The organism is Pseudoalteromonas luteoviolacea (genome assembly GCF_001750165.1).
Lineage (GTDB): Bacteria > Pseudomonadota > Gammaproteobacteria > Enterobacterales > Alteromonadaceae > Pseudoalteromonas > Pseudoalteromonas luteoviolacea_G.
This window is the reverse complement of the sequence record NZ_CP015411.1, coordinates 774,579-792,749: the sequence shown is the minus strand read 5'-3', so window position 1 is coordinate 792,749 and position 18,171 is coordinate 774,579. Positions and strand designations below refer to the sequence as shown.

Annotated in this window: 18 protein-coding genes; 11 read left to right on the top strand and 7 right to left on the bottom strand. The window is 40.5% G+C overall.

Annotated elements, in window-relative coordinates; all coding sequences use genetic code 11:
* Positions 1-68: 68 nt before the first annotated feature.
* Positions 69-326, bottom strand: a complete 258-nt coding sequence (gene rpmA, locus S4054249_RS03300) for a 50S ribosomal protein L27 (RefSeq protein ID WP_023399740.1) — start codon at positions 324-326, stop codon at positions 69-71.
* Positions 327-345: 19 nt separating this feature from the next.
* Positions 346-657: a 50S ribosomal protein L21 gene (gene rplU / locus S4054249_RS03295; protein WP_023399739.1), complete on the bottom strand. Its 312-nt coding sequence runs from the start codon at positions 655-657 to the stop codon at positions 346-348.
* Between the two features lie 379 nt (positions 658-1,036).
* Here rplU and ispB point away from each other — a divergent pair, with 379 nt between their 5' ends.
* Positions 1,037-2,011, top strand: a complete 975-nt coding sequence (gene ispB, locus S4054249_RS03290; protein ID WP_046356857.1) for an octaprenyl diphosphate synthase — start codon at positions 1,037-1,039, stop codon at positions 2,009-2,011.
* Positions 2,012-2,040: 29 nt separating this feature from the next.
* Here the strand turns inward: ispB and S4054249_RS03285 are convergent, their stop codons facing one another.
* Complete coding sequence (locus S4054249_RS03285) at positions 2,041-2,313, bottom strand: oxidative damage protection protein (protein WP_046356858.1); 273 nt, start codon at positions 2,311-2,313, stop codon at positions 2,041-2,043.
* A gap of 37 nt (positions 2,314-2,350) precedes the next feature.
* Positions 2,351-3,409: an A/G-specific adenine glycosylase gene (gene mutY, locus S4054249_RS03280; protein WP_046356859.1), complete on the bottom strand. Its 1,059-nt coding sequence runs from the start codon at positions 3,407-3,409 to the stop codon at positions 2,351-2,353.
* Between the two features lie 125 nt (positions 3,410-3,534).
* On the opposite strand from mutY, the gene trmB reads away from it, so the two are divergent.
* The 5 genes from trmB (at position 3,535) to arcA (ending at position 8,492) form a co-directional block, all read left to right on the top strand.
* On the top strand, positions 3,535-4,260 hold the full coding sequence (trmB, locus tag S4054249_RS03275; protein WP_046356924.1) for a tRNA (guanosine(46)-N7)-methyltransferase TrmB: 726 nt from the start codon (positions 3,535-3,537) through the stop codon (positions 4,258-4,260).
* Positions 4,261-4,329: 69 nt separating this feature from the next.
* Positions 4,330-5,367, top strand: coding sequence for a methyltransferase (locus S4054249_RS03270; RefSeq protein ID WP_046356860.1), 1,038 nt, complete (start codon positions 4,330-4,332; stop codon positions 5,365-5,367).
* 145 nt (positions 5,368-5,512) lie between these two features.
* Positions 5,513-7,132, top strand: a complete 1,620-nt coding sequence (locus S4054249_RS03265) for a sensor histidine kinase (protein WP_046356861.1) — start codon at positions 5,513-5,515, stop codon at positions 7,130-7,132.
* Entirely contained in the window at positions 7,132-7,659 is a 528-nt protein-coding gene (locus S4054249_RS03260) for a YfiR family protein (protein ID WP_046356862.1), read from the top strand. Before S4054249_RS03265 ends, S4054249_RS03260 begins: the two co-directional genes overlap by 1 nt.
* A gap of 107 nt (positions 7,660-7,766) precedes the next feature.
* Complete coding sequence (arcA, locus tag S4054249_RS03255) at positions 7,767-8,492, top strand: two-component system response regulator ArcA (RefSeq protein ID WP_039611937.1); 726 nt, start codon at positions 7,767-7,769, stop codon at positions 8,490-8,492.
* A gap of 4 nt (positions 8,493-8,496) precedes the next feature.
* On the opposite strand, the gene arcB is transcribed toward arcA, so the two are convergent.
* Positions 8,497-10,824 carry an aerobic respiration two-component sensor histidine kinase ArcB gene (gene arcB, locus S4054249_RS03250; RefSeq protein ID WP_046356863.1) on the bottom strand — a complete coding sequence of 776 codons (2,328 nt, stop codon included), beginning with the start codon at positions 10,822-10,824 and terminating at the stop codon, positions 8,497-8,499.
* A 262-nt stretch (positions 10,825-11,086) separates the two neighbouring features.
* On the opposite strand from arcB, the gene folE2 reads away from it, so the two are divergent.
* The 4 genes from folE2 to S4054249_RS03230 all read left to right on the top strand — a co-directional run bounded on the left by folE2 (position 11,087) and on the right by S4054249_RS03230 (position 14,464).
* Positions 11,087-12,007: a GTP cyclohydrolase FolE2 gene (gene folE2 / locus S4054249_RS03245; RefSeq protein WP_046356864.1), complete on the top strand. Its 921-nt coding sequence runs from the start codon at positions 11,087-11,089 to the stop codon at positions 12,005-12,007.
* Between the two features lie 107 nt (positions 12,008-12,114).
* Positions 12,115-12,693 carry a DUF2726 domain-containing protein gene (locus S4054249_RS03240; RefSeq protein WP_046356865.1) on the top strand — a complete coding sequence of 193 codons (579 nt, stop codon included), beginning with the start codon at positions 12,115-12,117 and terminating at the stop codon, positions 12,691-12,693.
* 118 nt (positions 12,694-12,811) lie between these two features.
* Positions 12,812-13,519 (top strand): 5'-methylthioadenosine/S-adenosylhomocysteine nucleosidase, encoded by a 708-nt coding sequence (gene mtnN, locus S4054249_RS03235; RefSeq protein ID WP_046356866.1) that lies wholly within the window; start codon positions 12,812-12,814, stop codon positions 13,517-13,519.
* The gene (locus S4054249_RS03230) at positions 13,520-14,464 is read left to right on the top strand and encodes a cobalamin biosynthesis protein CobD/CbiB (RefSeq protein WP_046356867.1); all 945 of its coding nucleotides are present in this window, start codon (positions 13,520-13,522) and stop codon (positions 14,462-14,464) included. It abuts the gene before it with no gap.
* A 38-nt stretch (positions 14,465-14,502) separates the two neighbouring features.
* On the opposite strand, the gene tyrS is transcribed toward S4054249_RS03230, so the two are convergent.
* A complete protein-coding gene (tyrS, locus tag S4054249_RS03225) occupies positions 14,503-15,702 on the bottom strand; it encodes a tyrosine--tRNA ligase (RefSeq protein WP_046356925.1) in 1,200 nt (399 codons plus the stop codon).
* Between the two features lie 151 nt (positions 15,703-15,853).
* Here tyrS and S4054249_RS03220 point away from each other — a divergent pair, with 151 nt between their 5' ends.
* Complete coding sequence (locus S4054249_RS03220; RefSeq protein ID WP_046356868.1) at positions 15,854-17,191, top strand: peptidoglycan DD-metalloendopeptidase family protein; 1,338 nt, start codon at positions 15,854-15,856, stop codon at positions 17,189-17,191.
* Between the two features lie 56 nt (positions 17,192-17,247).
* On the opposite strand, the gene S4054249_RS03215 is transcribed toward S4054249_RS03220, so the two are convergent.
* On the bottom strand, positions 17,248-18,171 hold the full coding sequence (locus S4054249_RS03215) for a hypothetical protein (protein WP_046356869.1): 924 nt from the start codon (positions 18,169-18,171) through the stop codon (positions 17,248-17,250).

Sequence of the window (18,171 nt, the reverse complement as noted above, 5' to 3'; positions counted from 1 at the left end):
GATCAATAATATGTAGCTATAAAAACAAAAAACCCCGCCTAAGCGGGGTTTTTATAAATCTTTACCGATTACTCAGCAACGATGCTAACGTATTTACGGTTTAAAGGACCTTTAGTTTCGAAAACTACTTTACCATCCGCTTTTGCGAAGATAGTGTGGTCTTTACCGATACCTGCGTTAGAACCAGCGTGGAACTTAGTACCACGTTGACGAACAAGGATGTTACCCGCTAGAACTGATTCGCCACCGAAACGCTTAACACCTAGGCGTTTACTTTCTGAATCGCGACCGTTACGAGTACTACCAGCTGCCTTCTTATGTGCCATCTTTCTGTACCTCTAAAAATTAAGCGCTAATGCCAGTGATTTTAACTTCAGTGAACCACTGACGGTGGCCCATCTGCTTACGAGAATGCTTACGACGTCTGAACTTAACAATCTTAATTTTCTCGCCACGACCGTGAGAAACAACCTCAGCTGTTACTTTACCGCCATTTACGAATGGTGCACCGATCTCGATCTTTTCACCATCAGCAACTAGAAGTACTGAATCAAATTCAATTGATGCACCAGTCTCAACGTCTAGCTTCTCTAGACGAATTGTTTGACCTTCAGTCACACGGTGCTGTTTACCACCACTTTGGAAAACCGCGTACATAATTAACTCCGTTGTGCGCCCTCAAATCGACGCAACTTAATATTCTTCAATAGGGCGCGAAGTTTACGCTAATGTAGAACTTCACGCAATACCCTAAAGACAAAATAATGAATAAAAATTGGCTTGTTTGAGAGCATTAATTCATTTTTGCCTATTCTAGCTAAAAAGTTCGCATTGCTAAACTATTTTTTACCGCTAAAACTTCTTACCTAAATACTTGACAGTTCATAACAGTACACTAAGTGAACACGAAAATGACTAGTATTTAATCCAACTATTATTTTTTTAACTATCAGCACGTATTAAATTCGAGTCGACTGGAATTTTAATGTACAATCTGCGGCGTTTATCTCTAACTGGGGCTTTAGCACGGTATACTATGGATATTAAGACTATCCAATCATTGATTGAGCAGGACATGCTCTCTGTGAATCAACTTATTTTTGAACAAATGCAATCTGACGTTGCATTGGTAAATCAATTGGGTCTGTATATTGTTAATAGTGGTGGCAAACGGGTAAGGCCAATGCTAACACTGCTTGTTGCCAAGGCACTTGAAGCTGAGCAACAAAATAAACATATCACCTTAGCTACCATCATTGAGTTTATTCATACTGCAACCTTGCTACATGATGACGTCGTCGATGAGTCAATTCTAAGACGTGGAGAGCCCACGGCTAATGCTGAATTTGGTAATGCCGCAAGTGTACTTGTTGGAGATTTCATTTACACACGTTCCTTTCAGTTGATGGTTGGACTCAACAACATGGAAGTAATGCAAATATTGGCAGATGCGACCAATATTATTGCTGAAGGTGAGGTACTGCAATTAATGAATTGTAACGACCCTGACACCACTGAACAGAGTTATATGCAGGTCATTTACAGCAAGACTGCCAAATTATTCGAAGCAGCCACTTTGCTACCTGCGGTTGTCTCAGAACAGCCTGAAAGTATTAAAGAAGCATTAAAGCTTTACGGTATGCACTTAGGTACAGCATTCCAACTGGTTGACGATGTACTTGATTACAGTGCCAATGCAGAATTACTAGGCAAAAACATTGGTGATGACTTAGCGGAAGGTAAACCAACATTACCACTAATTTACGCGATGAAGTCCGGCACTGAAGCGCAAGTCACTCAAATTAGAGAAGCTATAGAGTCAGGTAACGGCATAGACAATTTATCTGATATATTGCAAACACTTGAAGAAACTCAAGCGCTGCAAAAAACAATGACAAAAGCTCAGCAAGAGTCTGAAAAAGCAATAGCGCAACTTGCATGTTTGAGCGACTCTGCCTTTAAAAATGCACTCATTGCCCTAGCGAAACTATCAGTAGATAGAGACTACTAAAAATAAAAAAAGCTGCCTAGGCAGCTTTTTTATTTCTCTGGAGGTCTATAACCTTCAATTTCAACTTCTTTGTTTTCAAACAAAAAGCCGACCATTTGCTCTTCTAGAAGTTGGCGGTGATCAGGGTCCATCATATTCAAGTGCTTTTCATTAATTAGCATTGTTTGCTTATGTTGCCACTGCTGCCAAGCTTCTTTAGAAATATTATTGAAGATACGCTCGCCCACTTCACCTGGATATAATTGAAAGTCCAAACCAGGCGCTTCTTTGTTTAATTTCTGACAAAAAACTGTACGTGCCATTTTCTCACCTATTCTCTATCTTTTTGATGAGAACAGTTTACCCCATTGTCTTTAATACTTTAACTAACTTTTTCGTTGGCGCCGCAAGTCCTACTTCAGGAGGTTGGTTAATGTCGTACCACAACAGCTGATTGTCATGCACACAATCAGGTATTTGCTGTAATTCAACACAGACTGGATTAATTGTTAGTTCAAAATGAGTGAATATATGTACAAATGGCTCTAACGTATACGTCGCGGTATCTATTCCCTGCTGAACTAAAAAAGCTTCTAGCTCAACTAAGTTTGCAAACTCAAAAAAGCCGAATAACCCGCCCCAAATGCCGCTATTAGGGCGCTTTTCCATCAATACCTGATTGTCCACCTTTACCATTAGGTGATATGCAGACTTTTTCGGTTTTTCTTTTTTAGGTTTTGAATTTGGAAATTCTTTTACTCGATTATTTTTATAAGCCAAGCATTTATCAACAAGCGGACAAGCCTCACATTGAAATCTTGAACGCGAACATAGGCTTGCGCCCAAGTCCATCATGGCTTGGTTAAATTCTCGCACATCTCCAGAGGGGGTAACCGCATTGGTCAGTTCCCATAAGTGATTCTCAACTTTTTTAACCCCATACCAACCTTCAACCATAAAAAAGCGTGCCAACACCCGTTTCACATTACCATCGAGGATAGAGTGATGTTGACCTAAAGCGAGCGATAATACAGCACCAGCCGTTGAGCGCCCAATGCCAGGCAAGTCAACAACTTGTTCAAAAGTTTCAGGAAACTGTCCCTTATACTTATCACGTATAATTTTAGCCGTTTTATGAAGGTTTCTAGCCCTCGCGTAATACCCTAACCCAGTCCAATGATGCAGCACTTCATCTTCATCTGCATTCGCTAAATCTATGACTGTCGGAAAACGAGACATAAAACGTTCAAAATAGGGGATCACAGTTACAACTTGCGTTTGCTGCAACATTACTTCGGACACCCACACTTTATAAGGGGTCTTATCTATTTGCCACGGCAGTGTTTTTCTACCATGAAGGTGGTACCAATCCACAACTTGCGCTGCGAACCAATTTGCTGTTTGACGGTCAACGGGCATCTTTATTCTCAATCTACTAGCTACAGGCGCCAGTGTAAGAAGGTTTTTAAAAACGTCAAGCTCTTGTACTTATCGACGTGAACAGGGATAATATGCGCCCAATTTTTACACCGCAGATGATGACAATGAACGAATCGAGTAAACAAGCACTAGAGCAGGCTGAACAAGAAGGTAAATACATCCGTAAGGTCCGCAGCTTTGTAAAACGTGAAGGTCGCCTAACTAAAGGCCAAGCAGCAGCGCTAGAAAAGTGCTGGCCCACTCTTGGACTTGAGCATAGCCAAGGCCTACTCAACTTCAATGAAGTATTTGGCAATGACAACGATGTAGTTGTAGAAATTGGTTTTGGTATGGGTAAGTCGCTAGTTGAAATGGCTAAGAATAACCCTGACCAAAACTTTATCGGTATTGAAGTTCACCGCCCAGGTGTTGGCGCATGTCTTATGGAAGCTGATGAGCATGGTCTGACAAATCTGCGTGTTTTTGAGCACGATGCAGTAGAAGTATTAGCCGATTGCATCCCCGATAGCAGCTTAAGTAAATTACAGCTGTTCTTTCCAGATCCATGGCATAAAAAGCGTCACCACAAGCGCCGTATTGTACAGCCAGAGTTTGCACAAAAGATCCGTGCCAAACTAAAAGTTGGTGGTGTATTCCATATGGCAACTGACTGGGAAAACTACGCAGAACATATGTTAGAGGTAATGCAACAAGCAGAGGGTTATAACAATCAGTCTGAAAATAATGACTATGTACCTAGGCCTGATTTTAGACCACTTACGAAATTTGAACAGCGTGGGCACAGACTAGGTCACGGCGTATGGGACCTCATGTTCGAACGCACAGCTTAACTATCTGTGAGGGGCTCCAACAGCCCCTTTAACTTCATACCTACACCAGCTAACTACCTGAGACCAATGATGCAAAAACTATCGAACCCTAGCTTACTTTTACTCCGCAATGAAGAAGAACTCCTTGGCGAAAAAGTGCTTGTTATTAATCATAGTGACGATGGTTTTTTGCCTGAATTAACCAGCATTAATTCCGCATCTCAAATTTACGCATTCAGTTATAACTTCGCTGATCATCTTGCAGCTTCCAAGCATCAAAACGTGACTAGCTTTGTCGGTCATAGTTTACCTAGTATCGATAATTTGGACTTAATCATTTATTACTACCCTAAGTCTAAACCTGAGGCCAACATGATGTTATCTAACATACGAGCGAGCCTTGGTAAAACAACACGTTTACTCGTTGTGGGGGAAAATAAAGGTGGTGTTAAATCGGTTGAAAAGCAACTAAAACCCTATGCCCATGCAAGTTATAAACTGGATAGTGCCAAACATTGTATTCTGTATGAGTTTAATGAACTTATTGAAGAAGAGCACTTTGATATTGCTGATTATCATCAGATATTTAACGTCAAAGTCGCAGCTCAAAGCTTCGAGGCAGTCAGTGTACCGGGCGTATTTAACCATGGTAAGCTAGACGCCGGGACTGAGCTACTGCTTAACAACCTCTCGATTCCACATAACGGTAACGTACTAGATTTTGGTTGTGGTGCGGGTTTGATTGCTACGTTCATGCTCAACGAGCGACCTAACTTATCATTATTCTGTTTAGACGTCAGTGCACTTGCACTTTATGCCAGTGAGCAAACGCTAAAAATGAATGGTCATGCTGGACACTTCATATTAAGTGATGGTTTAGGACAAGTTACGGAAAAGTTTGATGCAATTGTCAGTAATCCACCATTTCATACTGGGTTAAATACCGACTACAGCATAGCAGAAACATTTTTAGCAAATGCCAAGCATATGATGAAAAAAGGAGCTAGTTTGCAAATTGTTGCAAATAGCTTTTTGAAATATCCACCTATCATAGAGCAACATTTTAAGCACTTTAAAACTGACACGAAAAATACCAAGTTTGCTGTATATCAGGCACAGACGGTTTAAAATCTCTTGTTAGTTATCAGCTAAAAGTAGCTTCAGACTCATAGCCAGCAGCGAGATATAGGGATTTGTCCGCTTTTTTGTTAACTTACTTAACTAAGCTGCTAAACTAAGGTTAGCTGTTAAGAGGTCTACCTATGAGCGCGCAATGGGAAAACACGCAACAAAAACAAGTATAAGAAAAGTTTTGATAAGTGCTGTTATGTTAGTAACAGCTTTGTCGCTCTCTCTTTCCATTTCAATTTCTACTTATCTCGACGTCAAAGAGCAGAAAAAATTGATAGTCAACAAACTGCAAATGATTGCTGAGATCATTGCATTCAATGCTCAGATCACGCTGATTTTTGACGATAGAAAAACTGAAGAAAAACGGCTCAAATCGTTTAATAAAGTTGAGTTAGTCAAAAATATCCACATCTATGCCATTGATGATGTGACCAATAAACCGGTTTTTTTTACTAGTTATAACGCCAGCAAGACACCGCCTGTACCACTTAAGGTCAATGATATAGAAGCCCTTAAAGTACCAAAAGTATCAGCTGACTACGTCGAGCTTATCATTCCAGTGGAATATGAAGGAAAAGTTGAGGGGTATGTCTATGTAAGAGGCGGACTAGAGCGATTATCTCAGTATATTAATCAAAAAATACTGGTCGACATTGCACTCACATTGATCGTGCTTATTTTAGTGTTGTTTGTTGCACGTGCGATTCAAAAAAGAATTGCAAACCCAATTGATTCATTGTCACTCATGTTGCAGGACGTTTCAAAAAATCACAATTACTCTGCAAGAGCAACAAAAAGTGACATTGAAGAGGTTAACATGCTCGCCAACAACCTCAATATCATGCTCGCCCGTACGCAAAATCAACTCGCACGACACCAAGCAGATAAACTCGAAATAAAGCAACTAAATCAAAATCTTGAAGAAAAAGTAAATCAACGCACCATTGCTTTACGAGAAGCTAATCAGGAGCTTCTCAACACGTTAGAGCGAATGCATCAATACCAAAATCAAATTGTCGAAAATGAAAAAATGGCCTCGCTTGGTCAAATGGTTGCGGGTGTTGCTCATGAAGTAAATACCCCCATTGGTTTAGGTGTTACAGGTTCTACGCTGTTAAGAGACAAACTTGCCGACATCAATGCAGCATTTGAGCAAAAAACATTGACATCCAAACAGCTAGAGCGCTTTATACATGACGGTATTGAAAACCTAGATTTAATTTATCGAAACTTAAATCGCGCAGCAGAACTGATATCCAGCTTTAAAAAAGTCGCAGTAAGCCAAGATGTAGAAGTCAGCTCAGAAGTCAATATCAATAAATTATTCAATGCAATTGTCAGCAGTATGCGTGCCGAGATCGATATTAAAAATGTGGTATGGCAACTATCTTGCCCAGAGCAACTCACGGTAAAGACTAAGGCAGGTTTACTACAGCAAGTATTTGAACAACTTTTATCTAACTCCCTTATCCATGGCTTTTTAGACCTCAAAGATAATCAAATTCATATCCATGTAGAGCAAAAAAACCAAAGCCTAGAAATAATCTATCAAGACAATGGTATCGGTGTATCAAACGCCGTCAAAAAACGAATTTTTGACCCGTTCGTCACAACTAAACGCGGCGAGGGTGGCAGCGGCCTCGGCATGCACCTTGTTTACAATTTGATCACTCAAGCTTTAGGGGGAACTATAACCCTGTCTGATGATAATAAAAAAGGTACTGAATTTATTATAACTTTGCCTCTAAAAGGGGTAATTTAATGAAAATAATGTACCTAATAGCTGCATTTATTTTTATTTTTTGTAGTTTAAACGTTGATGCAAAATCGCCACATGAAATTCGTTCCGCTTTTTTATACCAAATGGCAAAGTTAATCGACTTTCCAGAGCAAAAAAATAAACAAGTAACCAGATTTTGTTTTTATGATTTAAATCATGGACCAGGCGCTATTTTAAATAAAAATAATAACTTAAAAATACGGGGTAAACCGATAGATATAATAAAAGTAAACCTTTCTGACCCTTTTAGGGAACTTTCTAAGCGCTGTGATATCACATACATTGATGAAACAATGGAAGATGATATAATATCTTCTTGGACCGATACAATTACCTTAAATATGGTGACTGTAGGCGAAAGTATCGAATTTCTGGAAGGGGGTGGGATTGCTTCCTTGGTCCAAGAAGGGAGTAAAATTCGGTTATATATTAACAGACAAGAAGTTGCACAACATAACTTTAAAGTGCTCTCTAGGCTACTCGCAGTTTCTAAGTTCTATCCTGACTGATTTTACTTGTTAACAATTGAATATACTCCTATAATCGTTAACATTCGGTTTTATTATATAACACCGAAGTTTTTGTAAATAAAACATTCCGAAAAGGTTAATTAATAATGCAAACGCCAGTCATTCTAATTGTTGAGGATGAAGACGTAACTCGACTGAACCTCGTTAGTTTATTTGAAGCCGAAGGTCATAAGGTAATTGAAGCCATTGATGGCGATGATATGCATGAAAAATTGACAGCAAACGACGATGTCAACTGTGTAATCATGGATATAAACCTTCCTGGTAGAAACGGCCTTATTTTGGCTCGTGAGTTACGCCAGAAAAAAAATGTAGGCTTAATTTTCTTAACAGGTCGTGATAACGATGTCGATAGAATATTAGGTTTAGAGATCGGTGCAGACGACTACGTCACGAAACCGTTCAACCCTCGTGAACTTACTATTCGAGTACGTAATCTTATTTCACGTACAGGATCAACACCTGAAGAGTCAACTATCGACAGTAACGGTGTAATCACGTTCAATGGATGGGAATTAGACGAAAATAGTCGCTGTTTAACGTCACCAACAGGTGAATCTAAGCGTCTACCTAAAGGCGAGTACAGAGCACTTCGTTTAATGCTTGACTCTCCAGGTCGTATTTTCAGCCGTGAACAACTTATTAAGCACATGACAGGCCGTGAGCTGCGCGCTAACGACCGTACCGTTGATGTGACTATCCGTCGTATTCGTAAGCACTTCGAAACCGACAACAATACACCTGAACTTATCAGCACAATTCATGGTGAAGGTTATCGCTTCATTGGCAAGATCGATAACACTCAACCATAGTTCGCTAAGAGTTTTCAGCGAGTTTTGCAATTAATGAGTGAAGGGCTAACTGCCCTTCTCTTATTAATTCCTCTAAATCTGCCACCCACAACCTTCGCTTCTCTTCGTCTACTTCAGTACACTCAGTTTCCATTACTTTTGCATGCTGCTGAACAGTTTTGAGCCCCACTGAACCGGCTGCGCCTTTTAATTTGTGTGCCACAGATCCGTACTCAGCTATATCGCCCTCTAGATTAGCTGCTTTCAATTCGTCACAGTATGTTGGATTTAGTTTCGCAAATAGCTCACAACTGCGCTTAAACGTATCAACACCCATAGATGCAACAAAATCAGTGATAGTCTCTATATCGAGTAAATCACGTTCTATATCTAGTACCTCAATCGAACTGTGTTGCTGGGCGCTCGCTTCTTCTTTGATGCTATCGATACCAAATAACTCAGCGAGCATTTTATCCAATTTAGTCGTATTGATAGGCTTAGCAAGTGCTCCTTGAATACTGATCCCTTGTAGTTCTTGCTCGGCACTGCGCACATTCGCGGTTAGCGCAACTATCGGTAAACTATCAAAATGGCTGTCCTCACGGATCTGCCTTGCAACCTCATCACCATTTAAATCGGGTAACTGCATATCCAGCAAGATAAGATCTAAATCATCTTCGGTTTGAACAAGAGATAGTGCATCTTCACCAGTTTCAGCCCATATGACTTCGTGACCACGTTGCTCAAGTAAATTTGTTGCAATCTCAGCATTCAACGGGACATCTTCAACAAGTAAAATGTATAACTCCCTACCTGCATAACTTTGCTGACTAGGTGCGGTACACAGTTCTAATGGTATTTCTACATCAAAGCGGCTCCCCTGGCCTGGCATGCTACTGACTGCAATTTTGCCTTTCATCGCCAATACGAGCGCCTTTGTCACCGCAAGTCCAATACCAGATCCAATCGCATTGTTACCTTCAGCATCAGGCGCTTTATAGTACATATCAAAAATTTTATCTTGCTGCTCTGATGAGATCCCTACGCCAGTATCTAGGATACTCATAGAAAGCCAAGGCCCGCATTCACGGTTTTCTCTGCGACACTCTAAAGTAACACTGCCTTTATGCGTGAACTTAACTGCATTATTTATCAGATTCCAAAGTACCTGACGCAAACGCGTCGGATCCAGCAATGCATGTATATCTAGTACACCAGAACGTTGAATTTTGAATTCCAGCCCTTTTTGGTCAGCAATCAAATCTGAAAAATTCACTACATCATTAATAAAGTCAGATACATTAATACTGTCTGTCGCAATGTCTAACTGCTCGCGGTCAATCTTATCTAAATCTATAATATCATTGAATATGTTACCCAGCGTCTCCGCGCTTGAAAATACCGTGTTACACCAACTTTTTTGCTGTTGCGTCAACTCGGTATCCAGTAACATGCGGGTTAATCCCACAATACCGTTAAGTGGTGTTCGAAGTTCATGGCTTAAGGTGGCAATAAATTTCCCTTTATCTTTATAAGCGGTTTCAAGTGCTTGCTCAGCTTCTTTACGGCTAGTGATATCACGACCAAAAGCCAGTAACCCAATGTACTCGCCTTCATTATTGATAAAGGGTAACTTGCGCATTTCAAACCAGCGGTTTTCATCTTGTACTGGATACTCTACATCTAAAGAGAGTGTCTGCTGAGTTGCGCTAACTTGTGTATCTGTTTCTAATACTCTAGGCACAGCTTGATCGATGAAAATTTCATCTGCGGTTTTACCAATCAATCCCTCGCTGTCAATTCCAATTACCTGCTCGAATTTTTTATTACATCCAGCAAACACACCATGTTCATCTCGGTAATAAAATAAATCAGGGGATGAATCGACTATAGAACGTAGCAACATACTTTGTTGAGCAAGCTCCTGCTCAGCTTTGCGACGCTCGGTTATTTCATTTCGTAGCTCAGCAATTGCACGATGCTTCGCATGCAAGGCCATTTTACGCTCATCAATTTCATTATTGAGGCGATTAATATTGTCTTTAAGCGTTTGGTTAAGCAATTTTTCTTGCTGAGTTGCTGATTCTAAATACTCTTTTGAACTCTCCAACTGCCGGATCGCAAACACAGCAACCGATATCAGTAATGGTGAGGTCAAGGCTGCGAAAACGACAACTGAAAGTACATTTACCAAAGTGACAGAACCAAGCGCCACATAAAAAAACATACAAGACAAAACCAAAGACGCAACCAATACCAATGTATAAGCAATTGCCCCAGCTTTACGTTCACCGTATTTTCGAACCAAGTTAGAAAGAATTCGAGCCCAAGACCCAAATGAAGAATCAAGCATAATAATAGTCACCTTGTTAACGCCGCTATTATACCTCAGCTGAGCACATATGCGAGCGACCAAGCACTGTAACTTTATTGAAAAATCTCAAACTTTTAAATTGACTACCGTTTAAAGTACCCACAATAAAAATGTGATAATGTATCAAATCTTGCACATTACATGACTTTTTCTTTATTCAGTATGAGAATATCAACAGAAAAAAAACTCGAATTAGTGTAATATAAAAGCATTTCTGAGGTCGTGATTAAAGAGAGTTTAAATGCCAACTTCAATGCCAGACATTGCGAACAGTGCTGCTGCGCTGAAAACCGGAACTTTAGACTGGGTAGGAATGGGAGATATTGAATTACCATTTCAATTTGCCAGCAAAGGACTAAATGATATTCCAGTCACTGCTAAAGCTGATACATATGTAAGCTTAGATAAGCCAGATGCCAAAGGCATACATATGTCTAGGCTTTACCTAGCCTTAGACAAACTTTCATGTGAACAGTCTTTATCACCAGAAACACTGACTGCCTTATTAGATCAATTCATAACCACGCATGAAGGCTTAAGCAACTCAGCCAAAGTAATCATTAAATTTGATCTACCTCTTCGCCGTGCGTCACTGCTTAGTGGCAAACAAGGCTGGAAAAGCTACCCAGTAACCATCACAGCCTCTCTAGAAGAGCAAAAACTCAGTATCGAGCTTGCTGTTGATGTCACTTATTCATCAACATGCCCTTGTTCTGCGGCATTAGCAAGACAACTTATTCAAAATGCCTTCGAAGAAAAGTTTGCCGGACAACCTCTAGATCATGAAAGTGTACATGCATGGCTTGGGACAACGGAAGGCATAGTAGCCACACCTCATTCCCAGCGTTCTATTGCAAATATCAAGGTGCAGTTACCGAAGGGTGCTCAAGAATTCGATATTAAAGGGTTGATAGACGTTGCAGAGCAAGAATTACAAACACCAGTTCAAGCTGCGGTAAAACGTGAAGACGAGCAAGAGTTTGCAAGATTAAACGGACAAAACTTAATGTTTTGTGAAGATGCGGCAAGAAAGCTGAAAACACTTTTAAACCAACAAGACTTTGCCGACTTTTACGTCAAGATCAACCACTATGAATCTCTTCACGCTCATGATGCCGTTGCCTACGCAGTTAAAGGGATCACTGGCGGCTACAAAGCATAAAAGACTTTTTAAGCGCTAAATAATATTTAGCGCCCGCCTTCTAATCACTTCCGGCACATTCTTTGCTTATAAATTACCAAAGTCAATTTGTTGTCGTGGAGTGATTTATGGAGTTAACACTTTTAGCTATTTTAGCGCTTGTAGTTATTGCCTCTATCGTAATTTCTAAATATACCGACGTGGGTGGCAACCCTTATCCGTTTAACCGTAAAGATTCTGTTTTTACGACTGTAGAAGCCTCATTTTTACAACTCCTCGAGCGAGCTGTAGGTGATAGGTATAAAATTGTTAGCCGTGTAAAATTAGTCGATGTCATTGAATGTAAACCTGGCTTATCGAAAAAAGCTCGACGTTCCGCTATTACAAAAGCACAAAACAAACAGCTAGACTATGTTTTGGTTGATAAAAGTACACTTAATATAGTGGCTGCTGTAGATTTGGTAAATAACGCCAACAAAAATGGCCACAAAGCTCAAAAAGACTGGTTTGTTAGTGGTGCACTTGAATCTGCTGGGATCCCTCATATCCGAATGAAGATAAAATCAGGATACAAAAGCCCAGAAGTTCGCGCGGCTATCTTATTCAAGTTAGGCCAAAAACCTGACAAAACAAAGCCTGTACGCAATCGCAACAACAAACCTGCCGTGCTATCACCATCACAAGCTAAGGCACTTGCAGAAATCTAACAATACACTTGCTGCTTGAGTTTATCAGCAGCAAGCTCTACAGTTTTACCGACGAAATAATGCTTTCAAAATAAGAATGTATATAATAAGCAGTATCTAAAATACAAAGAGATGAATTATGAAAATTGGCATTATCGGTGCTATGGAGCAAGAAGTTACGATTTTACGTGACACAATGCAATCACCTAAAACTCTGACTAAAGGTGGATTCACATTTTACACTGGCGAGCTTGGTGGCCACGAAGTAACACTGGTTCAATCAGGTATTGGTAAAGTTGCGGCAACAGTTGCGACCACATTGCTTATCGATAACTTTACACCAGACTGCGTGATTAACACTGGCTCTGCAGGCGGGTTTGAGCCATCACTCAACGTAGGTGACGTGGTGATTTCTAGCGAAGTACGTCATCATGATGTAGATGTAACTGCATTTGGATATGAAATTGGCCAAGTACCACAAATGCCAGCAGGCTTTGAAGCACACCCTGCACTAATCAAAGCGTCTGAAGCAAGTATTCATGCCGTCGGTGATATTCAAACAATGGTAGGCCAAATTTGTACTGGTGATTCTTTCATGTGTGATCCTGTGCGCATTGAAAAAACTCGTCAAGATTTCCCCAACATGTTAGCGGTTGAAATGGAAGGCGCTGCGATTGCACAAGCATGTCACGTGCTCAACACACCATTTGTTGTGATCCGCTCGTTATCAGACATTGCAGGAAAAGAGTCTCCACAATCATTTGATGAATATTTAGAAGTCGCTTCGGTCAACTCATCAAAATTAGTAGTGGCTTTACTTGAAAACCTACAACAGGTAAGTCTGTAAGTGACACTGAGCTTCTTGCAAGCCCAAGAGGGCTTGCTTATCTTCTGCCTAGCCTTGATATGTGCATTTAGCCTGAAACTGTCAAAGCTCTATCACCCCAATACAATCTTTTCTCTGCTCACCAGTAATTTAGCTAAACGGGTCGTAAGTAAAAAAAACTCTGACGCTCAACATTTCCTTTCAGGTACGCTTGCTTGCTTTTTACCGACAATTACCGTGGTTGTTTTGCTTTATTTCTTATCCTATATTTCTTTCTATCCGCAATGGTTTGGCGGTTTAATCTTATTTTTGTGCTTGGATACTCACTTTGAAACACGTGCTCAGCGAATCGCAAAACTCCTATCTCAAGGCCAAAAAGGCTCTGCAAAGCAACTGCTAAAAAGCATTGTAATTAGAGATACTGATAAGTTATCTGAGGTCGGGATCATTAAAGCTTGCTTAGACTCACTTGCCCTTAATACGGTACGTCATTTTTATCTTATTACGATTTTTTATGTTGCAGCAGGCCCCTATTTCGCACTTACCTATAAACTTTTGTTACTTTGCGATCAGAGCTGGCGTCAACAGTTAGGCGCAAATCATCCATTTATGCGCCCAGTGCAGCGCTCAATATATATACTCGAATGGCTTCCATTGCGAGGCTTTGTATTAATCATGGCACTCACACAAAATTTAGCTAAAACAAAGCACTACCTAAAACACTATGCACAGCACTATATAAATAAAAATTCAGGCTGGATAATGGCATTGTTTGCAGCCAATTTACATGTACAACTTGCAGGACCAAGGTTTTACATCAGCGAACGTTTTGACAACATCAGGATAGGTAGTGATAGGCAGCCTGAACTTGAAGATATTCAGCACATGCTAAAGCTATTAGGCAGTATGAGACTATTTTGGTTAGGTTTAACTGTGTTAATTTGGTTTGCGCTTAACTTAATATAGCCAAATAGCAACTGCTACTTGGCTATCAAGTTTGGCGATTAGTTTACCGTTACTTTAGCAAATTTACGCTTGCCAACTTGGTAAATTTCTGTGGTACCTTTAGACACTTCTAATTTAGTGTCAGTGATTTTCTCTTCACCGTTAAGCTTTACTGCACCTTGTTTGATCATGCGCATCGCTTCTGAAGTACTTGCTACAAGGCCAGCCTCTTTTAATAAGTTAGCAATAAAAGTTGTGTCACCTTCGATGCTAATTGATACTTCAGGAATATCATCAGGTAGAGCGTTCTTTTGGAAGCGCTTGATAAAGTCTTGATGCGCAGCTTGTGCGTCATCTTCACTGTGGAAACGAGCAATCATCTCTTTGGCAAAGTCAATTTTAATATCACGTGGGTTACGACCCGCAGTAACTTCTTCTCTCAACCCGTCAATTTCTGATAATGACTTAGCACTTAGCAGCTCATAGTAACGCCACATTAAGTCATCCGAAATAGACATCACCTTACCGAACATTTCTGTTGGTGCATCCGTAATACCAATATAGTTACCCAATGACTTAGACATTTTTTGCACGCCATCAGTTCCCTCTAACAGAGGCATCATCAGAACTGTTTGCGGCTTTTGCCCTTCTTCTTTTTGTAACTCTCTGCCCATCAATAGATTAAAGCGTTGATCAGTACCACCAAGCTCAACATCCGCCTCCAAAGCAACAGAATCCCACCCTTGAACTAATGGATATAAGAATTCGTGTATTGCAATTGCTTGGCCGCCAGCATAACGCTTTTTAAAATCATCACGCTCTAGCATACGAGCAACAGTTTGACGTGATGCAAGCTTAATCATGTCCGCACTGCTTAATTTCTCCATCCACTGAGAATTAAACGCAACCGTTGTTTTGGCTGGATCAAGGATTTTAAATACTTGCTCTTTATAGGTTTCTGCGTTGGCAAGTACGTCTTCACGGGTAAGCGGCTTACGAGTGACATTTTTTCCCGTAGGGTCACCAATCATTCCTGTGAAATCACCAATTAAGAAAATGACCTCATGACCTAAATCTTGGAAAGTTTTTAATTTATTAATTAGTACTGTGTGGCCTAAATGCAAATCAGGCGCTGTTGGATCAAATCCAGCTTTAATACGCAGCTTTTTACCTGACTTTAACTTCTCTTTCAGTTCATCTTCAATCAATATGTCTTCTGCACCGCGCTTAATTTCAGCAAATGCAGTTTCAATGTCCACCATTATCACTCCAACACAATATTCAGTTTATCGCTCGATTCTAGCCTATATTGCACGGAGTTTAAATGCACAAAATACTGGTATTAACGCTTTATTACGTATATGCTGCACTATTATTCATAAAATTTCTTGACAGCGAAAAAGGCACGTTATGGTACCTGCAGTAAATAAGCTTCCCAAAAAACACAAAATGCTTATTGTCGGCTTGTTAGCTGCAATGGTTGGGATAGCCTTGCTGCCCTCAGAAAAAGCCACTGCATCTAAAGATCATAAAGATGATGCATTAGAAGTTGGCAAGCGCTATGAACTTCCAATTAAAGTTGAAGAACAACAACCAGAACTGCTGACGACTTTAAGCGAAGCAGTTGAAGAAACAAAAGAACAAGAAAATACAGTTACTTATGATTATGCAGACCACAAAGTTCGCGCCGGTGACAGTCTCGCCGTTTTATTTAAACGGGCGGGTTACTCAGCACAGACATTGCATAATTTAGTCAATACCAATGAAGAGACCCGCAAGCTAACAAAGATCCATCCGGGTGAAACTCTCAGCTTTGCGAACGACACACAAGGGAATCTTGCACAACTTAAATATGTGCTTTCCAAAACCGATACGCTTTATGTTACTCGCACTGAAGATGGTAAATATGCAACTCAGATTACCAGCAAAGAAATTGAAACACGCGAAAAAACAGCCGGTGGTAAGATACGCTCAAGCTTTTGGACTGCGGGCATCTCTGCTGGGTTGACGCAAAGACAAATAATGAACTTTGCTAATATTTTTGGTTGGGATGTTGACTTTGCCAATGACATTCGTGAAGGTGATACCTTTACTTTGGTCTATGAGTCTCACTATGTTGATGGTGAGGAGATTGGTAATGGAAAGATCATTGCCGCAGAGTTTATGAACCAAGGCGACCGCTATACGGCAATCAGGCACACCAATGGTGAGTTTTATACACCCGAGGGCCGTAGCATGAAAAAAGCCTTCTTACGTGCACCAGTTAACTTTAAATATATTAGTTCTAATTTCAACCCGCGTAGATTACACCCTGTGACCAAACAAGTGCGCCCACACCGAGGTATCGATTATGCCGCTAAAGTAGGCACCCCAGTCGTTGCTGCGGGTAATGGCCGAGTAACAAAAGCAGGCTTTAACCGCCTCAACGGTAATTACGTCTTTATTGAACACGGCAGCCAGTACACAACTAAATATCTTCACTTGCATAAACTACATGTAAAAACAGGGCAAAAAGTTAAGCAGGGGCATAAAATAGGTACAGTTGGTGCAACAGGGCGTGTCACAGGACCACATTTACACTATGAGTTTTTGGTAGACGGTACACATCGCAACCCAAGAACAGTTAAACTGCCTAAATCGTTATCGCTACCAAAGCAAGAACTTGCAAAGTTCAAACCGCTAGCAGATCAGATGTTGGTACGATTGGAGCGCAAACGTGAGTTAATGCTTGCTCTAAATGACAAATAGACAAAATTCAAGCACAAAAAAGGCGAGGTTTTCCTCGCCTTTTTTATTGCCAATTACTAACTGCCAACAATTTCAAGTTTTAAAAACTCTTCTAATGCCTGCGGGTTAGCGGCCAGAGGCTGAAGCTGTAACCCTAGCTGCATGAAACTTGTATTTTCAGGGAACTGCATGCTCACCTCTAGTGAAGACAACCCTGCGATGAATGATTGAATCGCTTGCTTCGCCTTGTCGCTTGCAGGCACATTTTCCATTTGCATCGCTAACATCGCCTTTAATTGCTCGTGATTAAGTCCATTTTTTTGTAATTCTCCGTCAACAAGTGCTTTTAACTCACCTTCATTTTTCAAGGAAAAGGACATATCAACTGGCTGTAAAGCCTGCATAGTGGTGATCATTTTACTCTGCATTTGCAATTCAGCTTCCAGAGTCATCTCACCTTGATCATGCATTTGTTGAATATCACGCTGAAGCTCCATAAATTCTCGGCTGTTTGTCAGCGCTATATTCATACCAAAGCTCATCACTTGTTCTGCCGACATATCCAGTGCAAATTGACTATCACCGCTAGACTCATCATATCGCATGGAAGAAATGAGGTTATATTTCGCATTCGATAATATAGACGGTATCACCTCAACAGAGTTGGCTTTAAACTCAGGGGCCAATGACAAACCATGAACCTGAAGTTCAGTCAAAGGGCTTATCTTGCCTTCTTCATAGCCTTTCAAAGAAAACCTATCAATTTCTACCAACCCTTGAGCTGTTGCCTGTTCCTTAAATGAAATTTGTTCCAACACTATCGTATTGCTCAATAGGCTGTAATCTACAGTTTGATAACTCACGGTTAAGCCTGTTTGCTCAGAAAACTGTTGTATCTGCTTTTCAACTACTTCGCTTGCAGTTTTATTTGCATACCAGTTTACACCTGCCACGCCGCCTGCAACAGCAAGAGCAACGCCTGTGAGAGCCGCTTTATTCAT